General features: G+C 73.8%; 17 protein-coding genes. 6 read left to right on the forward strand and 11 right to left on the reverse strand.

The annotated features are described in order from the left end of the window. Positions 1 to 4: 4 nt before the first annotated feature. Together NMK34_RS10950 and NMK34_RS10955 are read right to left on the reverse strand one after the other, a co-directional pair. Positions 5 to 691 carry a Pr6Pr family membrane protein gene (locus NMK34_RS10950; RefSeq protein ID WP_318333287.1) on the reverse strand — a complete coding sequence of 229 codons (687 nt, stop codon included), beginning with the start codon at positions 689 to 691 and terminating at the stop codon, positions 5 to 7. A 62-nt stretch (positions 692 to 753) separates the two neighbouring features. Beyond that, positions 754 to 1,446 (reverse strand): hypothetical protein, encoded by a 693-nt coding sequence (locus NMK34_RS10955; RefSeq protein WP_318333288.1) that lies wholly within the window; start codon positions 1,444 to 1,446, stop codon positions 754 to 756. A gap of 144 nt (positions 1,447 to 1,590) precedes the next feature. On the opposite strand from NMK34_RS10955, the gene NMK34_RS10960 reads away from it, so the two are divergent. Both NMK34_RS10960 and NMK34_RS10965 read left to right on the forward strand, forming a co-directional pair. Continuing rightward, entirely contained in the window at positions 1,591 to 2,481 is an 891-nt protein-coding gene (locus NMK34_RS10960; RefSeq protein ID WP_318333289.1) for a DUF72 domain-containing protein, read from the forward strand. 36 nt (positions 2,482 to 2,517) lie between these two features. Then, entirely contained in the window at positions 2,518 to 2,724 is a 207-nt protein-coding gene (locus NMK34_RS10965) for a GTPase activator (protein ID WP_318333290.1), read from the forward strand. Positions 2,725 to 2,728: 4 nt separating this feature from the next. On the opposite strand, the gene NMK34_RS10970 is transcribed toward NMK34_RS10965, so the two are convergent. From NMK34_RS10970 to NMK34_RS10990, 5 genes are all read right to left on the reverse strand, one after another. After that, entirely contained in the window at positions 2,729 to 3,112 is a 384-nt protein-coding gene (locus NMK34_RS10970; protein WP_318333291.1) for a hypothetical protein, read from the reverse strand. Positions 3,113 to 3,224: 112 nt separating this feature from the next. Next, a complete protein-coding gene (locus tag NMK34_RS10975) occupies positions 3,225 to 3,854 on the reverse strand; it encodes a hypothetical protein (protein WP_194800869.1) in 630 nt (209 codons plus the stop codon). A 116-nt stretch (positions 3,855 to 3,970) separates the two neighbouring features. Then, on the reverse strand, positions 3,971 to 4,828 hold the full coding sequence (locus NMK34_RS10980) for an alpha/beta fold hydrolase (RefSeq protein WP_318333292.1): 858 nt from the start codon (positions 4,826 to 4,828) through the stop codon (positions 3,971 to 3,973). A gap of 50 nt (positions 4,829 to 4,878) precedes the next feature. Continuing rightward, a complete protein-coding gene (locus NMK34_RS10985; protein ID WP_318336319.1) occupies positions 4,879 to 6,096 on the reverse strand; it encodes a glycosyltransferase in 1,218 nt (405 codons plus the stop codon). Positions 6,097 to 6,414: 318 nt separating this feature from the next. Continuing rightward, positions 6,415 to 7,626 (reverse strand): globin domain-containing protein, encoded by a 1,212-nt coding sequence (locus NMK34_RS10990; protein WP_318333293.1) that lies wholly within the window; start codon positions 7,624 to 7,626, stop codon positions 6,415 to 6,417. Between the two features lie 154 nt (positions 7,627 to 7,780). Between NMK34_RS10990 and NMK34_RS10995 the strand changes: the two genes are divergently transcribed. Together NMK34_RS10995 and NMK34_RS11000 are read left to right on the forward strand one after the other, a co-directional pair. Next, positions 7,781 to 8,218, forward strand: coding sequence for an Rrf2 family transcriptional regulator (locus NMK34_RS10995; protein ID WP_318333294.1), 438 nt, complete (start codon positions 7,781 to 7,783; stop codon positions 8,216 to 8,218). Then, on the forward strand, positions 8,218 to 8,850 hold the full coding sequence (locus NMK34_RS11000) for a class I SAM-dependent methyltransferase (protein WP_318333295.1): 633 nt from the start codon (positions 8,218 to 8,220) through the stop codon (positions 8,848 to 8,850). The genes NMK34_RS10995 and NMK34_RS11000 overlap by 1 nt, the downstream gene beginning before the upstream one ends. A gap of 78 nt (positions 8,851 to 8,928) precedes the next feature. Here the strand turns inward: NMK34_RS11000 and NMK34_RS11005 are convergent, their stop codons facing one another. After that, on the reverse strand, positions 8,929 to 10,185 hold the full coding sequence (locus NMK34_RS11005) for a hypothetical protein (RefSeq protein ID WP_318333296.1): 1,257 nt from the start codon (positions 10,183 to 10,185) through the stop codon (positions 8,929 to 8,931). A gap of 291 nt (positions 10,186 to 10,476) precedes the next feature. On the opposite strand from NMK34_RS11005, the gene NMK34_RS11010 reads away from it, so the two are divergent. Together NMK34_RS11010 and NMK34_RS11015 are read left to right on the forward strand one after the other, a co-directional pair. Beyond that, entirely contained in the window at positions 10,477 to 12,591 is a 2,115-nt protein-coding gene (locus NMK34_RS11010) for a DNA topoisomerase IV subunit B (RefSeq protein ID WP_318333297.1), read from the forward strand. 32 nt (positions 12,592 to 12,623) lie between these two features. Further along, positions 12,624 to 15,113: a DNA topoisomerase IV subunit A gene (locus tag NMK34_RS11015; RefSeq protein ID WP_318333298.1), complete on the forward strand. Its 2,490-nt coding sequence runs from the start codon at positions 12,624 to 12,626 to the stop codon at positions 15,111 to 15,113. A gap of 441 nt (positions 15,114 to 15,554) precedes the next feature. On the opposite strand, the gene NMK34_RS11020 is transcribed toward NMK34_RS11015, so the two are convergent. The 3 genes from NMK34_RS11020 to NMK34_RS11030 form a co-directional block, all read right to left on the reverse strand. After that, a complete protein-coding gene (locus NMK34_RS11020; protein ID WP_318333299.1) occupies positions 15,555 to 16,892 on the reverse strand; it encodes a uracil-xanthine permease family protein in 1,338 nt (445 codons plus the stop codon). 95 nt (positions 16,893 to 16,987) lie between these two features. Next, positions 16,988 to 17,623: an alpha-ketoglutarate-dependent dioxygenase AlkB gene (locus NMK34_RS11025; RefSeq protein ID WP_013474723.1), complete on the reverse strand. Its 636-nt coding sequence runs from the start codon at positions 17,621 to 17,623 to the stop codon at positions 16,988 to 16,990. A gap of 40 nt (positions 17,624 to 17,663) precedes the next feature. After that, on the reverse strand, positions 17,664 to 18,989 hold the full coding sequence (locus NMK34_RS11030) for a polysaccharide pyruvyl transferase family protein (RefSeq protein WP_318333300.1): 1,326 nt from the start codon (positions 18,987 to 18,989) through the stop codon (positions 17,664 to 17,666). Positions 18,990 to 19,081 lie beyond the last annotated feature (92 nt).

Genomic DNA, 19,081 nt, shown 5'->3' on the forward strand with positions numbered 1-19,081 from the left:
CCGCTCACGCCGAGCCGGTGGTCTCCCGCTGGACCACCGGCGGTTCCGCCGGTCCGGCCGCGGCCGGCGGCTCCACCGCGCCGGGCTTGGCCGGACCGGTGCGCCCGGCCCGGGCGAGCAGCCGGTCCACGCCCACGAACAGCAGGCCCAGCAGCCAGAACACCGTGGCGAACCCGACCGCGCTGACCGCCACCCCGTCGTAGCCGAGCTCGCCCGCGTCGATGAACGGGTACGGGTACCTGTCCACGATCAGGCCGCGTACCAGCGCGAACCCGAGGTATCCGAGCGGGAACACCAGCCACCAGGCGGCGTACCGGGGGCGCAGCCGGCCGCGCCTGTCGAACAGCGCCCAGTCGGCGACCGCCAGCAGCGGCACCACGGTGTGCAGGAACTGGTTGCCCCACCACTCACCCGGTTGCCGGTCCGGCTGGGCCATCGCGAACGGGCTGGCCGGGTTGGCCAGCACCAGGTGGTAGACGGTGCCGGTGATGGTGATGTAGAGGGTCACCGCTCCCTTGAGGGCACTCGGCGGCTCGGGCCGGTCGCGCAGCGCGCACCAGGCGGCGTACCCGGCGAGGACGCCGACCGCCACGTTGCTCTGGATGGTGAAGTACGGCAGCAGGCCGGTCACCGTGGCCGGGCCGAGCGCGGTGAGGACGATGCCGGCCAGCACGGCGAGCACCACTGCCACGCGGAGGAGGATCGCCGATCGGCGACGCCGGGGGGTCACGCGGGCAAGTTACCAGCCGGTCGTCAACCGGCCCGCCGCCCGGGCGGGGTGCCCGACGGAGGCCCGGCGTGCCCCGGCGCGGGGACGCCCACGCCCGGCGGTCCGCCGGACGGGTGGACCGGGTGCGCGGTCCGGCCGCCGCCTCGCCCGCCGCCGGCCCGGCCCGGCGGTTCGTCGTCGCCCAGCAGCCCGGCGCAGTAGTCGGGCACCCGGTCGTGGCCCCCGGCGGCGGTGACGAGGTCGCTGAAGGCGGGTGTGGCGAGGGCGCGTCCCCGGTCCGGCTCGGCGAGCGCCCGGTACGCGACGCACAGCCCCGGCGGCGCGGACGGCTGTGGTGTCCCGGGGCCCGGCGCGCCGGTCGGCCGGGCCGGTCGGGTCTCCGGCGCGGGCGGCGCGGTGCCGGCCGGCGGCGGCGCCGGTCGTGCGGCGCGCGGCAGGTTCCCGGTCGCGGCGAGCGCGACACCACCGGTGAGGGACGCGGCGAGCCCGGCCACCGCCACCCGGACACCGAAGCGGACACGGCGGCGACGGCGCATCCGCCGGGCCGACCGGTACGCGGCGACCGCTGCCGCCTCGCCGCCGAGTTCGCCCGCGCCGGGTGCGGCCCGGACCGCGGCCAGCACGGCGAGCAGGGCCGGCGGAGCGGACGGCGCGTCGCCGGAGCTGCCGGCGAGCAGCCGCTCGACGGTTTCCTGGTTTAGGCCGGATGCGTCCATCTCGTGACCCTCAGCGCCGCGACCCGGCCGGGCGTCACACTCCGGCGGCGCGGAACCACGGTGAGGCCGGTCACCCGGTGCCGGTCAGGGCCCGGAGGGCATCTCCGGTTGCCGATGTCCGGCGGTCGCGGTGAACTGAACTACATGGGTGTCATCAAGGTGGGCACGTCGTCCTGGGCCGACCAGATGCTGGTCCGCTCCGGCTGGTATCCGCGCGGGGTCAACACGCCCGCCGGCCGGCTCGGCTGGTACGCGGAGCGGTTCGGACTGGTCGAGGTGGACACGTCGTACTACGCCGTGCCGGCACCGGAGACCACGGCGGGCTGGGCGGCCGCGACGCCGGACGGGTTCACCTTCGACGTCAAGGCGTTCCGCCTGTTCACCGGCCACCACACCCCTGTCGACGCGCTGCCCAAGGACCTTCGTCCGGCCGGCGGCCCGAGCCGGATCCGCTGGCGCGACCTGCCCGCCGGGGCGTACGACGAGGTGTGGGACTGTTTCCACGCGGCGCTGGCGCCGCTCGCGGCGGCCGACCGGCTCGGCGCCGTGCTGTTGCAGTTCCCGCCGTGGCTGGCCCGCGGCGAGGCGGCCCGGCGGCGGATCCTGGACGCGGCCCGGCGCTGCCGTCCCTGGCCGGTCACCGTCGAGCTGCGGCACTCGTCCTGGTTCGACGGGGACGCGATGGCCGAGACCGTGACGTTCCTGCGCGAGCACGACCTCGGGTACGCCTGTGTGGACATGCCGCAGGGGCACGTCTCCTCGGTGCCGCCGGTCCTGGTCGCCACCACCGACCTGGCCGTGATCCGGTTCCACGGGCACAGCACGGCCTGGGAGAGCGGCGACAAGCAGGAACGGTTCCGCTACGCCTACGGGGAGCGCGAGCTGCGGCACTGGTCGGCGCTGCTGCACGAACTGGCCGACCAGTGCGCCGAACTGCACGTGCTGATGAACAACTGCTGCGGCGACCAGGCCCAGCGCGACGCCGCCCGCCTGGCCGACCTGCTCGGCGTCGCCCCCGCCACCGCGCGCGCCTGACGTTTCCGCCGCCACTGTCCGGGTACCGCCGGGGGCATGGACGACAGCGAAAAGGGATCGGTGGAGCAGCGGCGCGACGACGAGCGGGATCCGCGGGCGACCCGGGAGGCCGAGGAGGCGCACGGCGGCAGCATGGCGCCGGGCCTGGTCGACGACACCGGGCACCCGGTGGCCGAGTCACCGGTGCCGGACAACGAGCCGTCCGCGCCGGGCGGCCCGGGTGAGGACGGCACCGGCTCCTGACGGCTCAGGGACGCGTCTCCGGGCGCATCCCGGTCGCCTCCTCCAGCGCGTTGTCGCCGAGGTCGCCGTCCGCCCTGTCGTCCGGGAACGTCCGCCCCGACGGGGCGGGATCCGGCGGCGCGCCCGGCCCGGCCTCGGTCGTCCGGGTCGGCTCGACCGATCCGAACCCGTGCCGGCCCGCCTTCGGCCCGCCCGGCCCGGCACCGGCCGCCCGGCGCTCACCGCGCCGCCCCGGCGGTACGGCGGTCTCCTCGCTGCCCTCGTCCATCGGGTCGCTGTCACCGGCGCCCCACGGCGGGTCGGCGTCGAAGCCGTCGGTGGTGCCCCACGGCGCGGCCGACTCCGGCCCGCGCCCGTCACCGGTACCCGGCCGGTCCCTGCTGGTCATGGTCACCTCACCTCGCCTGCTGTGCCCGCGCCGCCCGACGGCGGCCGGTCCGGTCCCGGTGCACCGCGCGGCCGGCGACCCACCCCGATGTGGGTCGTCGGCCGCGCGGTGGTCAGCGGCTCGCCCCGACCAGGTGACGGCCGGCCGCGCCCACGGCGGCCACCTTGCCGATGTTCTTCGGCGCGGCCATCAGCCCGCCCGCGCGGTCGAGCATGCCCCGGAACACCTGGCCCGGTTTCTGCTGCTCGCCCATGTACGCCGACACCACGACGAGCGCGCCGGTCAGCGCCGGAACGGCCCACTGGAGCAGCTTCATCTGCCGCTGACTGGCGGCGACGTTCGCCGGGGTGTGGTGGTTCGGTTCGGTGGTCCCCTCGACCGGCGGCCCGCCGGCCTTCTCCAGCCGCATGCCGACCAGCCGGCTGTAGCCGGTCACGGCCAGCGCGCCGACCGTCAGCGCGGTCTTCACCGCGCTCATCTTCCCCACGCCCGCCTGGCGGGCCATCCGCGGGCTCTCGGTGACCAGTTCACCGACCGCGCCGGCCAGGTGCGCGCCGATCGCCGCCGCGTTCACCGGTGTCCACCGCGCCCACCCGGCCGAAGCCACCGGCAGCCGCTCGGTCGTGTCGTTGATCCGCGCCGCCGCGCCGTTCACGCCCAGCGCCCCCATCAGGGAACCGCCGAACCAGGCCGCCAGGCCCAGGTCGTGCATCGAGCGCAGCGTGGTGTGCCGTTCTGACATCAGATCCCCCTCCGCCGTGTTCGGGCGGTGCGGCATACCCACGATCGGGCGACTCACTCCCGGGCGTGGCTCACCGGCGGGGGAGCGTGTCCGTCGTGGCTCAGCGCCGTCGTGGCTCAGCGCCGGGGGAGCGTGTCCGCGAACGCGGCGATCCGGGCGGCCAGCGGCGCCGACGCGCGTACCCAGGTGAAGTGGTCCAGCCGCGCGCCCGCCTCGGCGGCCGTGTAGCGGTGCCGCGTCACCGGTGCCGCGGTCAGCTTCCCGCAGAGGTGGTCGAGCGTCTCGTGCGGCGTGTACTGGTCGTCGTCGACGCTGACCGCGAGCACCGGCGTCCGGATCCGCCGTACGGCGGCCTCCGTGTCCACGCCGTCCAGTGCCGGGAACCGGCCGGTGCGGGCGGTGTGCGCCCAGTCCCGGATCACGCCGCGTGCCTGCCGGCCGCCGAAACCCCAGCCCGGCCAGACGCCGAGCAGCCGCGCCGTCGCCGCGATGGCCTGGGTGTACGGCAGCACGCCCCACCCGCGCAGGCCCGGGTACGTCCGCCACCACGGCAGCCCCACCGCCACCAGGGCCAGTCCGTCCACCCGGTCGTCGTCGTCCAGCGCCTGGTGCAGCACCGCCACCTGACCGCCCAGCGAGTGCCCGAGCAGCAGCCGGGTGCGGCCGTCCAGCCGGGGCTTGAGCGCGTCGAGTACGGCGCCGACGTCGGCGGCCATCTCCTGGTAGCCGTACCGGCAGGCGCGCGACGGCACAGGGGTGCTCTCGCCGGTGCCGCGCAGGTCGGCCACGATCACCGCGAGCCCGGCGTCGCGCAGCGCGGTGGCGAACGGCCGGTAGTAACGGGCGCGCACGCCCATCGCGGGCCAGATCAGCACCACCGGCGCGCCGGGCGGACCGGCCGGCTCCGGGTAGACCTGCACGCCGATGCGCGCGCCGTCGACGTCCACGTACTCCTGGGTGTAGTCCCCGCTCACCCGGATCAGGGTACGGCTCGAACCTTACCGGTGGGTAGCAAGGGGTCGCCTCACGCCACCGCCGGTGCGGGCCGGGCCGCGTCCGTCAGCGCACCGTAGACGGCGACGAGCTGCTCCGCGCAGCGCCTCCAGGAGTACCGGCTGCGGACGCGGTCGAGCGCGGCGGTGGCGTACGCGAACCGTCGCACGTTGTCGCCGAGCAGCCGGCGCAGCGCCGTGCCGAGCGCGCGGGGGTCACGCGGCGGCACCAGGTCGCCGGTGAGCCCGTCCACCACGCTGTCGGCGATGCCGCCCACGTTCGTGCCGATCACCGGCACGCCGCACGCCATGCCCTCCAGCGGGGCGAGCCCGAACGGCTCGTACCAGGGGGCGGCCACGAGCACGTCCGCCGACCGGTACCAGGCGGCCATCTCCTCGCGCGGCACGCCGCCGAGCAGCCGTACCCGGTCGGCCACGCCGCACGAGTCGGCGAGCGCGGACAGCCGGCGGGCGAACGTGTCGGCGGGCAGCAGGTGGGCCGGCGGGCCGCCGACCACCACGCACTCCGCGTCCGGCACCGCCGGCAGCGCCCGGACCACGTCCAGGAAGCCCTTGCGTTCGACCATCCGCCCGACGGTGAGGATGCGCGGGCGGGCCGGGTCGCGGGGCGCGACCGGGCCGTCCGGGCGGAACACCGCCTCGTTGACGCCGGCCGGCACGAGCGCCATCCGGGACCGGGGTACGCCCATCCGGACCAGTTCGGCGACCTCGTCGGAGCACTGCACCACGACCCGGTCCACGGCCCGGCCGAGCGCCCGCTCGTAACCGGCGCGCCCCGGTGGACTGGTGTCCCGTACGCCCTGGTGGCGACGCTTGACAGTGCCGAGCGAGTGGTACGTCAACACGGTCGGCACGCCGGTGCGACGGCTCGCGTGCACGGTGGCCAGCCCGCTCATCCAGAAGTGCGCGTGCGCCACGTCCGGGGTCCAGCCGCCGCGCCGCCAGGTGTCGGCCAGCCGGCTCCCGAACTCGCCCGTGTACGGCAGCAGGTCGTCCTCCGGCACCCGCCGGGCGGGACCGACCGGCACGTGGCACACCTGGTAGCCGTCCGGCGCGTCGACCGCCTCGGGCAGCGCGGGGGAGTCACGGCGGGTGTAGACGCGGACGTCGTGGCCGGCAACGGTGAGCGCGGACGCGAGTTCCGCCACGTGCGTGTTCTGGCCGCCCGCGTCCTCCTCGCCGGGGGCGGCGAGGGGGCTGGCGTGCGAGGAGATCATCGCGATGCGCATGTTCTCGTCCTCCAGGATCCGGTCCCAGCCGGCGAGGAAGCGGTCCGGACCGGACCGCTTCCTCGCCGGCTCGCGTGCCCGTGCGCCGAGCCGGTACGCGGCGTCGGCGCCCACCGCCGCCGTGGTGGCCGGAAGATCGCGTTGATGCCGGGGATGCGCATGGAGGATCCGTACCCTCGGCTTGCGCCCCTAACCGGGAGATCGTCGACTTCTCCGCGGGCCCGCCCCCTCCGCTGTGGAGGCTCCGGCCCGGCCAGGGCGTCGACGCGTCCCGGTACCGGAGAACGGGTCAACGGAGTCCTGTTCGGCTGCGGGGTGTCAGCCCGGCAGCATCCCGGGGCCGAACACCTCGTAGGCGATCCGCTCGGCCGGTACACCCCGGCGCAGCAGGTTGCCCCGGACCAGGTTCATGAACGCGACCGGGCCGCACAGGTGCGCGTCCACACCGGCGGGCAGCGGGAGCCGGTCCGGGTCGATCAGCCCGGCGGACACCTCCGCCTTCAGGCCGGGCAGGTCGGCCCCGGCGGCGTCGAGGTACCAGAGGTGGACGGCCAGGTTCGGCAGCCGCTGCTGGAGCGCGGGGAGTTCCGCGCGCAGCGCGTGCGCCTCGGCGGCGCGGTCGGCGTGCGCCAGCGTCACCCGGCGCCCGGGATCCCGGTCGGCCAGGTGGGCCAGCGCCGCCATCGCCGGGGTGAGCCCGATGCCGGCGCTGACCAGCAGCAGCGGCCCGTCGCCGCCGGTGGCGTCGACCTCGCCGAACGCCGGGCTCAGTCGCAGCGTGTCGCCGACGGTCACCCGGTCGTGCAGGTGACCGGAGACCATGCCGTCGGGCGCGCCGCCCTCGCCGCGTACCCGCTTCACGGTGATCCGCCACTCCTCGGCGCCGGGGCGGCCGGAGAGGCTGTACTGGCGGATCTGCTGCCCCCGGCCGCCGTCCAGGTCGACGGCGACCGAGACGTACCGGCCGGGGGTGAAGCCGGGCGCGGCGCCGCCGCCGGCCGGCGCGAGGGTGAGCGAGACGACGTCGGTGCTCTCCCGGGTCCGGCCGGTCACCCGCCAGTCCTGCCACACCGGACCGCCCTCGGGTACGCCGGCGCCGGCGTAGAGCCGCGCCTCGCGGGCGATCAGCTCGCAGGCCAGCAGCCAGTAGACCTCGTCCCAGGCGGCGGCCACCGCCGGGGTGACCGCGTCGCCGAGCACCTCGCCGACCGCGGCGAGCAGGTGGCGGCCGACGATCGGGTACTGGGTGGCGGTGATGCCGAGGGAGGCGTGCTTGTGCGCGATCCGGTCCAGGACCGGCCCCCACGGCATGCCGGTGTCGCCGGTCAGGTGCGCCGCGTACGCGACCACCGCCGAGGCGAGCGCGGCCTTCTGCGCGCCGGTGGCCTGGTTGCCCCGGTTGAACAGGTCCAGCAGGTCCGGGTGGGCGTCGAACATCCGCTGGTAGAAGCGGCCGGTGATGGCCTCGCCGTGCGCCCGCACGGCGGGCAGGGTGGCGGTCACGACCGCCGCTGAGGATTCCGAGAGCACGACCGAATCTCCTTCCGGGCTCGAACAGGTCGATCCCCACGAAACAGGATTATTAGATTCCTCTTTTAGGGCCGAAGGTCCCGGTGCCGTGGTGGCATGGGTCACCGTGGATCTGCTGGTGTCCTGGACGGCGCCGAGTGGCTAGGGTCGGTGCGTGAGGCTCAACCGGTCGACCGACATGGCGTTGCGGATCGCCATGCTGACCGCCGCGTCCCCGGTCCGGGCCACCGTCGACGAACTCGCCACCCGGCTCGAACTGCCCCGCAGCCACGTCGCCAAGGTGGTGCAGCGGCTGCAACGCATCGGCGTCCTGGTGACCATCAGGGGCCGCTCCGGCGGCGTGGCCTTCGCCGAGCACGCCGGGGATCTCACCGTCGGCCGGGTGGTCCGCGCCTTCGAGGGCGACGGCGAGGTGGTCGACTGCGTGCAGCCGGTCTGCCCGCTGGTCGCGGAGTGCCGGCTGCGCGGTGAGCTGCGCCGCGCGCAGGCCGCCTTCCTCGCCGTGCTCGACGGGGTACGCCTCGGCGACCTGGTCGACGGATCCGCCGGCCCGCTCCTGCTCAGCCTCGGCGCGCCACCGGCCGGCCGCTGATGGCGGTCTCCCATCCGATCTTCTCCCGGATCTTCGCCCGTGCCAGCGTCGCCCTGGACCAGGCCGGCGTGGCCGGGCACCGCGCCCGCCTCGTCGCCGGGCTGAACGGCCTGGTGGTCGAGGTCGGCGCCGGGAACGGGCGCAACCTCGCGCACTACCCGCCGCAGGTCAGCCGCGTGCTCGCGGTCGAGCCGGAACGCCGCCTGCGCGCGCTGGCCCGCGCCGCCGCGCCGGGCGCCCCGGTGCCCGTCACCGTCGCCGCCGGGCTGGCCGAGGCGCTGCCGGTCGCCGACGGCGCCGCCGACGCGGTGGTGCTGTCGCTCGTCCTCTGCTCGGTGCCGGACCAGGCGGTCGCGCTGCGCGAGGCGCGGCGGGTGCTGCGGCCCGGCGGCGAACTGCGCTTCTACGAACACGTGGTGGCGCAGACACCCGGCCTGCGCCGGGCCCAGCGCCTGGCCGACGCCACGCTCTGGCCGCTGTTCTGCGCCGGATGCCACACCGCCCGGGACACGGTGGCCGCGATCCGGGCCGCCGGGTTCACGGTGACCGAACTGGACCGGTTCCGCTTCCCGCCGACCGGGCTGCCGGCGCCGGCCTCGCCGCACGTGCTCGGCACCGCGATCCGGGCCTGACGCCGGACCGGGCCTGACGCGCGTTCCGGCCGGGCCCGGCCCGGCGCCCCCGGGGTGCGGGGGCGCCGGCCGTCGCTGTCAGCTCACGCTCACCGTGCCGTCCGGGGCGCGGACGCAGGAGACGGTACGGGCGCCGGTCGCCGCCGCCCCGGCCAGGCACCGGCCGAGCACCTTGTGCCCGGCGGCGTTCGGGTGCCACGACTCCTGGCAGGTCTGGAAGTACGTGCCGCAGGCGTTGGCGATGCGCTGGATGTCGAGCTTGTCGTATCCGGAGAGGCTGGTGACGAACGTGCCGCTCGGGCCGTCCATCAGCCGGATCGGCGTGGCCAGGGCGTTGCCCGGGCTACCGGTCGACTCGCAGAGCCGGGCGCCGTCGAACGCGCGCTGCACGTTCAGGTAGACCAGGTCGTCCTGCGGGAACTCACCGGCGAGCGTGCCGCGTACCGAGCCGACGAGCGTGCCGAGTCCCTGCGAGAAGCGGTGCCCGGGCGCCAGGCTGGCCCGGTGGATCGGGCAGCCGGCCGCGTACCGCTCGGCGCCGAGCGCGCGGAACTTGTCCCGGGTGTCGTCGCGGCTGTCCTCGGTCCAGTAGGTCTGGTCCAGCTCGAACGGCAGCGGGTTCGTGTAGTCCTGGAACACCACCCGGTGCTGCCCGTCGGCGTCGATCTGGTCCAGCGTGGTGAGCAGTTGCCGCAGCGCCGTGGTGGTCTCCGCGGTGGCGGCGGCGAACTGGGCGGCCGTGCCCAGGTCGGCGTCCGTGCACGGCTTCTGCTCCACCGGCCCGCCCAGGTACGCCCAGAACTCCCACCAGCCGGTCCACGCGTCGGCGATGAATCGGTTGGCGCACTTCTCCGCCACGCTGCCGAAGGTGAACGAGCTGTTGTTCGAGCCGAGGCCGACGAGCACCAGGTCGATGTCGTGGGTCCGCGCCACCGACCGGAGCTGGTCGAGCTGGGCGGCCACCTGCCGTCCCTTGGCCCGGGTGGCCGAGGCGCCGGCGATGTCGTACGGCTGGCCGCCCGAGCAGGCCAGGTTGAACCGCGCGGAGATGCCGGGCAGGTCGGCCTGGAACAGCGAGGCGTTCGGGGAGCGGTGGCAGAAGTAGGCGTTGGCGTTGGCGGCGGACCAGCCTGGGAAGCCCTGGGCCACCCCGTTGACGTCCACGACCGGCGCGTACGCCCCGGCGCCCTCACCGCTGATGAAGCTGTCTCCCAGCGCCACCGCGGCGGTGGGCAGTGCGGCGGCTGCGGGCCGGGCGGGCGCCGCGGCGGCGGGTAACGCCACCGCGGCGAGCGCCAGCGCCGCCGCGAGCACGGAACGACGGAACACGGACATGCCCGACCTCCCCAGACATCGAAATGTGAAAGATTCTTCAGAGGGGCGATCAGATCACGCACGTGTGACGGACGTCAATGGCCCGACATCCGTGGCCGTTCACCGGGGAAGACATCCGGCGCCCGGGTCGTTGTGCCGGCTGGACACCCCGCCCGTCCCGCCGGACCGCCGTACGCGACCGCCGGACGGACCCGGACGGCAGGCCGATCGCGCAACGCACCGCCCCGGTGCCACCGACCTGTCGGGGCACCCGGCTAGGCTCGCTCCGGCGCGCCGCGCCCGGCGATCATCGTGGGGGGATCACACGGTGAACGGCACCACACCGCCGAGACCTGGGAGTACGACCAGTTGACCGCACAGCCTGAGACCCTCTACGGGGCCGACGACCTGACGCATCTGGAAGGCCTCGACGCCGTCCGCAAGCGCCCGGGCATGTACATCGGCTCGACCGACAGCCGTGGCGTGGGTCACCTCGTCAACGAGATCCTCGACAACTCGACAGACGAGGGTGTCGCCGGTCACGCCACCACTGTCGACGTGATCCTGCACGCCGACGGGTCGGTCCAGGTCGACGACGACGGCCGGGGCATCCCCACCGACGTGCACGCCAAGTCCGGCATCTCCGGCGTCGAGCTGGTGCTGACCCGCCTGCACGCGGGCGGCAAGTTCGGCGGCTCCGGCTACAAGACCTCCGGCGGCCTGCACGGCGTCGGCGCGTCGGCGGTCAACGCGCTGTCCCGCCGCTTCGACGTCACCGTCCGGCGCGGCGGCAAGGTCCACGCCATGTCGTTCCGCCACGGCGTACCGGGCGTCTTCGACGGCGACGGGCCGGACGCGCCGTTCACCCCCGGCCCCGGCCTGCAGATCGTCGGCGCGATGAAGCGCGGCCAGCGCACCGGCACCTCGATCCGCTGGTGGCACGACCCCCGCTACTTCGAGACCGGCGCCGCGCTCGACACCGAGACGGTCCGGCTCAAGCTGCGCAACACCGCGTTCCTCGTGCCCGGCGTCGCCTACCGGCTGCGCGACGAGACCGGCGAGCAGAGTGTCGAGGAGAGCTTCCACTTCCCCAACGGCCTCACCGACATGGTGGAGTTCCTCGCCCCGGCCGGCGACCGGCCGGTCTCCGGCACGCTGCTGGTCACCGGCGAGGGCACCTACCGGGAGAACGCCGCCGACGCCAACGGCGTCATGCAGTCCAACGTGCAGCGCCGCGCCGAGGTCGAGGTGGCGTTCCGCTGGGGCACCGGCTACGAACGCACCGTCGAGTGCTTCACCAACACCATCCGCAACGCCCACGGCGGCACCCACCGCAAGGGCTTCGAGCGGGCGCTGGCCCGTACCCTCGCCGAGGCCGCCCGCAACGCCCGCGGCCTGCTCAAGCCCAAGGAGGACGCGCCCACCCTGGACGACGTCCTGGAGGGCATGACCGCCGTGGTGCACGTGCGCATCCCGGAGCCGCAGTTCACCTCGCAGACCAAGGACGAACTGTCCACCGCCGGCATCACCAAGGTGCTCCAGGGCCTGGTCGAGGCGCACCTCAAGAGCTGGCTGGACGACCGCCGGACCAAGGCCGAGGCTCGCACGGTGCTTCAGAAGATCGTCGACGCGGCCCGGGTCCGGCTCACCCAAAAGCAGCAGAAGGACGCCGCCCGCCGCAAGACCGCGCTGGAGGGCGCGGCCATGCCGGCCAAGCTCGTCGACTGCCGGGCCGCGGGCATCGAGAGAAGTGAACTGTTCATCGTGGAGGGGGACAGCGCCCTCGGGACGGGGCGCCTCGCGCGGTCCTCCGAATACCAGGCGCTGCTGCCGATCCGCGGCAAGATCCTCAACGTGCAGAAGGCCAGCCTCCAGCAGGTGCTGGACAACGCCGAGTGCGCCGCGATCGTGCAGGTGCTCGGCGCCGGCTCCGGGCGGACGTTCGACCTGTCCACCCTGCGGTACGGCCGGGTTCTCATCATGGCCGACGCGGACGTCGACGGCGCGCACATCCGTACCCTGCTGATCACGCTGTTCGCCCGCTACATGCGGCCGCTGATCGAGGCCGGGCGGCTCTACGCGGCGATGCCGCCCCTGCACAAGATCACGACCAAGGGGCGCAACCCGCAGACCGTCTACACCTACACGCAGGCGGAGATGGAGGCGACGGTCCGCAAGCTGGAGAAGGCCGGCAAGCAGATCGTCACGCCGATCCCGCGCTTCAAGGGCCTCGGTGAGATGGACGCCGACGAACTGTGGGAGACCACCATGAACCCGGCCACCCGGGCGGTCCGCCGGATCACGCTCGACGATGTCGAAGCCGCCGAGCGGATCCTCGAACTGCTCATGGGGGAGAAGGTCGAGCCCCGCCGCAACTGGCTGATCGACTCCGCCGACCGGGTCGACCGCGACGCCATCGACGCCTGACCAACGGGTTCGTCTCGGAAGGAAACCGCACCATGGCACGCCGCAAGGACGACCGCGCGAAGGCGGACCTGGCCGCCTTCGACCAGGCCGGCGCTCGCGTCTTCGACAACCCGCTGGTCACCGAGGTCTCGGACTCCTACCTGGAGTACGCGTTCTCGGTCATCCACTCCCGCGCCCTGCCCGACGCGCGCGACGGGCTCAAGCCGGTGCACCGGCGCATCCTCTGGTCGATGTACGAGCAGGGCCACCGGCCGGACCGCGGCCACGTCAAGAGCGCCCGAATTGTCGGGGATGTGATGGGCAAGTACCACCCGCACGGCGACACCGCGATCTACGACGCGATGGTGCGGCTGGCCCAGGACTTCTCGCTCAACGTCCCGCTCATCGACGGGCACGGCAACTTCGGCAGCCCGGACGACGGCCCGGCCGCGGCGCGATACACCGAGGCCCGGATGTCCCGGGAGGCGATGCTGCTCGTCGGCGAGCTGGGTGAGGACACCGTCGACGTCGAGCCGAACTACGACGGCTCGCTGACCCAGCCCACGGTGCTGCCGGCGGCTTTCCCGAACCTGCTCGTCAACGGCGCGTCCGGCATCGCGGTCGGCATGGCGACGAACATGATCCCGCACAACCTCGGCGAGGTGGTCCAGGCCGCCCGCTGGCTGATCAACCACCCGGACGCCACACTCGACAAGCTCATGGAGTTCGTGCCCGGCCCCGACCTGCCCACCGGTGGGCTGCTGCTCGGCCTGGACGAGGTGCGCCGCGCGTACGAGACCGGGCGCGGCGTGGTGCGTATGCGCGGGCGGGTGGAGATCGGCCCGCTGGAGGGCAGCCGCGGCCGGCAGGCCATCACCGTCACCGAACTGCCGTACGGCGTCGGTGCCGAGAAGGTCATCGCGGCCATCACCAACGAGGTGAACAAGACCAAGCGGCTGACCGGCATCGCCGACGTCAAGGACCTCACCGACCGGGAGCACGGCACCCGCCTGGTGGTGGAGTGCAAGGTCGGCGTGAACCCGCAGGCGCTGCTGGCCGACCTCTACCGGCTCACCCCGCTGGAGCAGTCCTTCGGCGTGAACAACCTGGTGCTCGTCGACGGGCAGCCCCGCACGCTCGGGCTCAAGGAACTGCTCGACGTGTTCCTGGCCCACCGCTACGAGGTGGTGACCCGGCGCAGCGCGCACCGCAAGCGCAAGCGGGAGGAACGCCTGCACCTGGTCGACGGCCTGCTGATCGCCCTGCTCGACATCGACCGGGTGGTCAAGCTGATCCGTGCCAGCGAGGACGCCCAGGCCGCCAAGGACGGCCTGATGCAGAAGTTCAAGCTCTCCGAGATCCAGGCGAGCTACATCCTGGACACTCCGCTGCGCCGGCTGACCAAGTACGACCGGCTGGAACTGGAGGCCGAGCAGGAGAAGCTGCGCGGCGAGATCGCCGAGCTGTCGAAGATCCTGGACGACCCGAAGGTGCTGCGGAAGGTCGTCTCCGACGAGCTGGCTGCCGTGGTCAAGCAGTTCGGCGCGCCGCGGCGCACCACGCTCGTCGACGGCGACCTCAAGGAGGTGCTCGCCGCCTCGGTGCCCGCCGGTCCGCTGGAGGTCGCCGACGACCCGTGCCAGGTGATCCTCTCCGCCACCGGGCTGGTGGCGCGGACCGCAGCCGAGTCGGAGGAGGCCGCCGAGGCGCGCCGGCGCAGCGGCCGGGTCAAGCACGATGCGGTACGCGCGATCGTGCACTCCACCGCCCGCGGCCGCGTGCTGCTGGTGACCAGCGCCGGGCGCGCGTTCAAGATCGACGTGCTGCCGTTGCCGGTGCTGCCGGAGCAGTCCGGCACGGTGTCGCTGCGCGGCGGCATGTCGGCGGCGGAACTGGTGCCGCTGGAGCCCGGTGAGACGGTGGTCGGGCTCGCGCCGCTGGGCCCGTCCGCGCAGGGGTCGCCCGGTCTGGCGCTCGGTACCCGGGCGGGCGTGGTGAAGGTGTGCGCCCCGGACTGGCCGGTTCGCTCCGACGAGTTCGAGGTGATCTCGCTGCGCGACGGCGACGAGGTGGTCGGCGCGACCTGGCTGACCGACGGCGCCGAGACGCTGGCGTTCGTCTCCTCGGAGGCGTCGTTGCTGCGTTTCGCCGCATCGGTGGTACGCCCGCAGGGGCTCAAGGGCGGCGGCATGGCCGGCATCAACCTGCCGGGCGACGCCCGGGTGGTGTTCTTCGGCGCGATCCGTACCGACGACGCGAAGCACGGTGAGCCGATGGTGGTCACCTCGACCGGAGCCACGGTGAAGGTGACGCCGTTCAAGGCGTACCCGGCGAAGGGGAGGGCGACGGGCGGCGTACGCGCGCAGCGGTTCCTCAAGGGTGAGCTGGAGTTGTCGGTGGCCTGGATCGGCCCGCGGCCGGTGGGCGCGACGGCCACCGGTGACCCGGTGGAGCTGCCCCCTGCGGACCCGCGCCGAGACGGCTCCGGTTTCGCCGTGATGCTCGGCCCGACGGTCGTAGGCCACCACATCGACCGCGACTGACGAGGCAGGGGCGGGCGCCTGGCCCCGCCCCTACCGCTCAGTCCGCTCGTATCCCGCCCGCGCCCGCGCACCCGTCGGCCCTGCCCATCCCGGCCCTGCCCGACCCGGTTGATCAAGGAGTTTGCGGCCCTCTCACGCCTCCCGCCGACCCCAAACTCCTTGATCACCGCAGCGGGCGCCCCCGGCGGCTGCGAGTTTCCGGCGTGTGGGCGCTCGCCCCACCCCTGCGCTGTCGATCATGAGGTTAGCGGCGGCAAAACGGACACCGATCGCCGTCAACTTCATGATCGACCCGGTCGGGCCCTCCGGGTGCCCCGATCGCGCCCCGACCGCCTGTTGACCATGAAGTTGGCGGGCGTGAAACGGGCAAATTGTGCCGCTAACTTCATGATCAACGGGGCGAGGGGTCGGCGAGGGCCGGTGGGTGGGAGAGGAGCCGGGTCAGAGTTCGGGGTCGGGGGACTGGCGGGACTCGGGGGTGGTGCCGCGCAGGCGGGCGATCACGCGCATGCCGTGGTAGATGACCAGGGCGGCAGCGGTGCCCAGCGCGATGCCGTTGAACGACAGGTCGCCGGCCGTCAGCGTGTAGTTGGCCGCGCCGATGATCACCGCCACCGCTGCGGTGAACAGATTGATCGGGTCGTGGAAGTCGACCCGGCTCTCGATCCAGATCCGGGCGCCCAGGATGGCGATCAGGCCGTACAGCGCGGTGGTGGCGCCACCCAGCACGCCGGCCGGGACGGTCAGGATCAGCGCGCCGAACTTCGGGCACAGCCCGAGCAGGATCGCCGTGCCGCCGGCCACCCAGTACGCGGCGGTGGAGTAGACGCGGGTCGCCGCCATCACGCCGATGTTCTCCGCGTACGTGGTGGTGCCGGAACCGCCGCCGGACCCGGCCAGCACGGTGGCGACACCGTCGCCGAGCAGCGCCCGGCCCATGTCGCGGTCCAGGTTGCGGCCGGTCATCGCGGCTACCGCCTTGACGTGCCCGGCGTTCTCCGCGATCAGCACCAGGATCACCGGGATGACCAGCACGACGGCGCGGGCGTCGAAGCTCGGCGTGTGGAACTCGGGGAAACCGATCCAGGCGGCCTGGCGCAGGCCGCTGACCGCCTGCTGGTCGAGGTTGCCGGTCAGCGCGGCGAGCACCCAGCCGACCACCACGCCGACGAGGATCGACAGCCGCGCCACGAAGCCGCGGAACAACACAGTGGTGAGCAGGATCGCGACGAGCGTGACCACGGCGATCAGCGGCTGCGCCTTGACGCCGGTGCCGGAGCCGCCGCCGTCCCAGGCGACCGGCGCGAGGTTGAGGCCGATCAGCATGACGATCGCGCCGGTGACCACGGGCGGCATCAGCGCGTCGATCCAGCGGGAACCGGCCACCTGCACCACCACGCCGACGAGCGCCAGCGCGACGCCCGCGACGACGATGCCGCCGAGGGCCGCGCCGATGCCGCCGTCGGTCTTCGCCGCCAGGACCGGCGCGATGAACGCGAACGACGAGCCGAGGTACGAGGGCAGCCGGTTGCCGGTGATCAACAGGAACAGCAGCGTGCCGAGCCCGGAGAACAGCAGCGTGGTGGCGGGCGGGAAGCCGGTGATCAGCGGGACGGTGAAGGTGGCGCCGAACATGGCTACCACGTGCTGCACGCCCACGCCGATGGTGCGCGGCCAGGAGAGCCGTTCGTCGGGCGCGACCACGTCGCCGGGGCGTACCCGGCGGCCGTCGCCGTGCAGGGTCCACGGGGACCAGCGGGAGGTGGGGGACTGGGTCATCGGTCGCCCTTCGCGTCATCGGGTGACGGGGGCGTGATCGACCCTGGGAGTTGTTTCTAGCACGTGCCCTGCGGCGATGGGGGCCCGGCCCGGGCTCAGGCGACGCCGGTGGGACGGAACTGGACGCTGACCCGGGGGCCGACCGGGCGGGTGGTCTTCGGCACCGCGTGTTCCCAGGTGCGCTGGCAGGAACCGCCCATGACCACGAGGTCGCCGTGGCCGAGCGGGAACCGCAGGCTGCCGCCACCTCCGCCGCGGGGTCGCAGCAGCAGCGCACGCGGGGAGCCGAACGAGACGATCGCCACCATGGTGTCGGTGTGCGCGGAGCGGCCGAGGGTGTCGCCGTGCCAGGCGACGCTGTCGCGGCCGTCCCGGTACAGGCACATGCCGGCGGTGACGAACGGCTCGCCCAACTCGGGCGCGTAGTGCCGGGTGAGCGCGTCCCGGGCCTCGGTCAGCACCGGGTGCGGCAGCGGCCGGCCGGCGGCGTACCAGCAGAGCAGCCGGGGCACGTCGACCTCGGTGTCGTACATGGTGCGGCGTTCGGCCCGCCACGGCACGTCGTGGCGCAGCGTGTCGAGCACCTCGTCGGAGCCCCGGACCCAGCCGGGCAGGTGGTCGACCCAGGCGCCCCGGCTCAGCTCGTGCCGGCGCAGCGCCCCGGCGAGCGGGCCCAGGGTCGGGCCCTGCTCGGCCAGGTCGAGCATCGAGGGCTGGTACGCGTCGGACACGCCGCCGATCGTACCGTGCTCTCGAACAGGCGTACGACGGTCAGCGTCGCAGCATCCGGCGCACGGTGCCCGGGACGGCCTGCTTGATCCGCTCTCGGAGCTGTTGGGAGCGCAGCGCGTCGATGGTGGCGGTGAGCTTGGCGTTCTCGTCGCGCAGCCGCTCGATGCGGGTCAGCAGGTCGGCCGGCGGGGTGGCGGCGGCGGGCCGGACGGCCGGCGGGAACACCGTCTCGCCGACCTGCCTGTCGAAGCGCGCGGCGCTGTCGCCGTCGGCGAACGAGGTGCCGAGGTCGTGCTTGCGCAGGAACGCGGTGATGGTCTCGAAGCGGGCCTTGTGGCCGTCGTTGAGCGACGTGTAGTCGGCCTCCGCGTAGAGGTCGGCGGCGTCGACGTCGGCCGGCACGTCCCGCATGATCCGGTGCGGGATGCCGAAGTAGCGGGCCAGTTCCAGCGTGCGCGAGTCGTGCGCGAACAGGTAGCCGGGCGTGCCGGCGACGAGCGCGGTGATGGTGCCGTGGATGCGGGTGCCGAACGCGAAGTCGTACCCGGAGAGGTGGTCCATCCAGGTCCACGGGTCGACGAACATGCGCACCTTGTCCTCGGCGAACAGCGGGTGCGAGGTGTGCAGCGGGATGTCGCTGCTCTGGCCTCGGTGCTCGGGCGCGTCGCCGTAGAGCAGCGTGCCGAGGGTCCGAAGGTCCTGCGGCACGTAGCAGAGGTTCGGGTAGCGCTCCTGGTGGTGGCGGACCACCGCGGCCATCGAGCGGACGTACGGGGAGATGGTGAGCGCGACCTTCGAGTCGGCGGTCAGCTCCGGGCGGTTCTTCTCCAGGTGGAACGTGTCGCCGTGCAGGAACATCGACGGGCAGCCGATCTGCTCCACGTCGGAGAAGCCCAGCGCGTTGAGGTAGCTCTCGGTCACCTCGCCGCGTACGCCGATGCTGTGCGACCGGTCCAGCACGGCCTTGCAGAACGCGCGGACCGGCTCGTCGATCGGCCGCAGGTACTCGCGGTCGCCGTCGACGTTCGTCTGCACGCCGACGCCGAGCACCACCACCGGGATCTTCAGCCGCTCGATCAGCCGGGTCAGCGGCGTCAGGCGGTGCACGAAGCTGCGCCGGAACGCGTTGGCGAGGGGTACGACGAACACGTCGTGCCGTTCGTTGATCTCGTCGGCGAGGCGCGGGTCGGCCGGGGTGCGGGTCGGTGTGATCTCGGCCGCGGAGGTGGCGAGCAGCTTGTGCGCGGCGTGGCTGAAGACCAGGTTGCCGCTGTTGTCCCCGATCCAGTTGCCGGCGAACGTCTCCTCGGGCGTGAGGACGTCGAACGGGCCCTTGCGGGCGCGGAGCAGGATCCGCTGGTGCATCCGGTTCGCTCACCTTCCGTACGGCACGGCGTGCGGGCGGGAGCCGGGTGGGTGCCCGCGCGTGCAGAACGGAAATCCTATCCGCCGCCCGA

The organism is Micromonospora sp. BRA006-A (assembly GCF_033433935.1).
Lineage (GTDB): Bacteria > Actinomycetota > Actinomycetes > Mycobacteriales > Micromonosporaceae > Micromonospora > Micromonospora aurantiaca.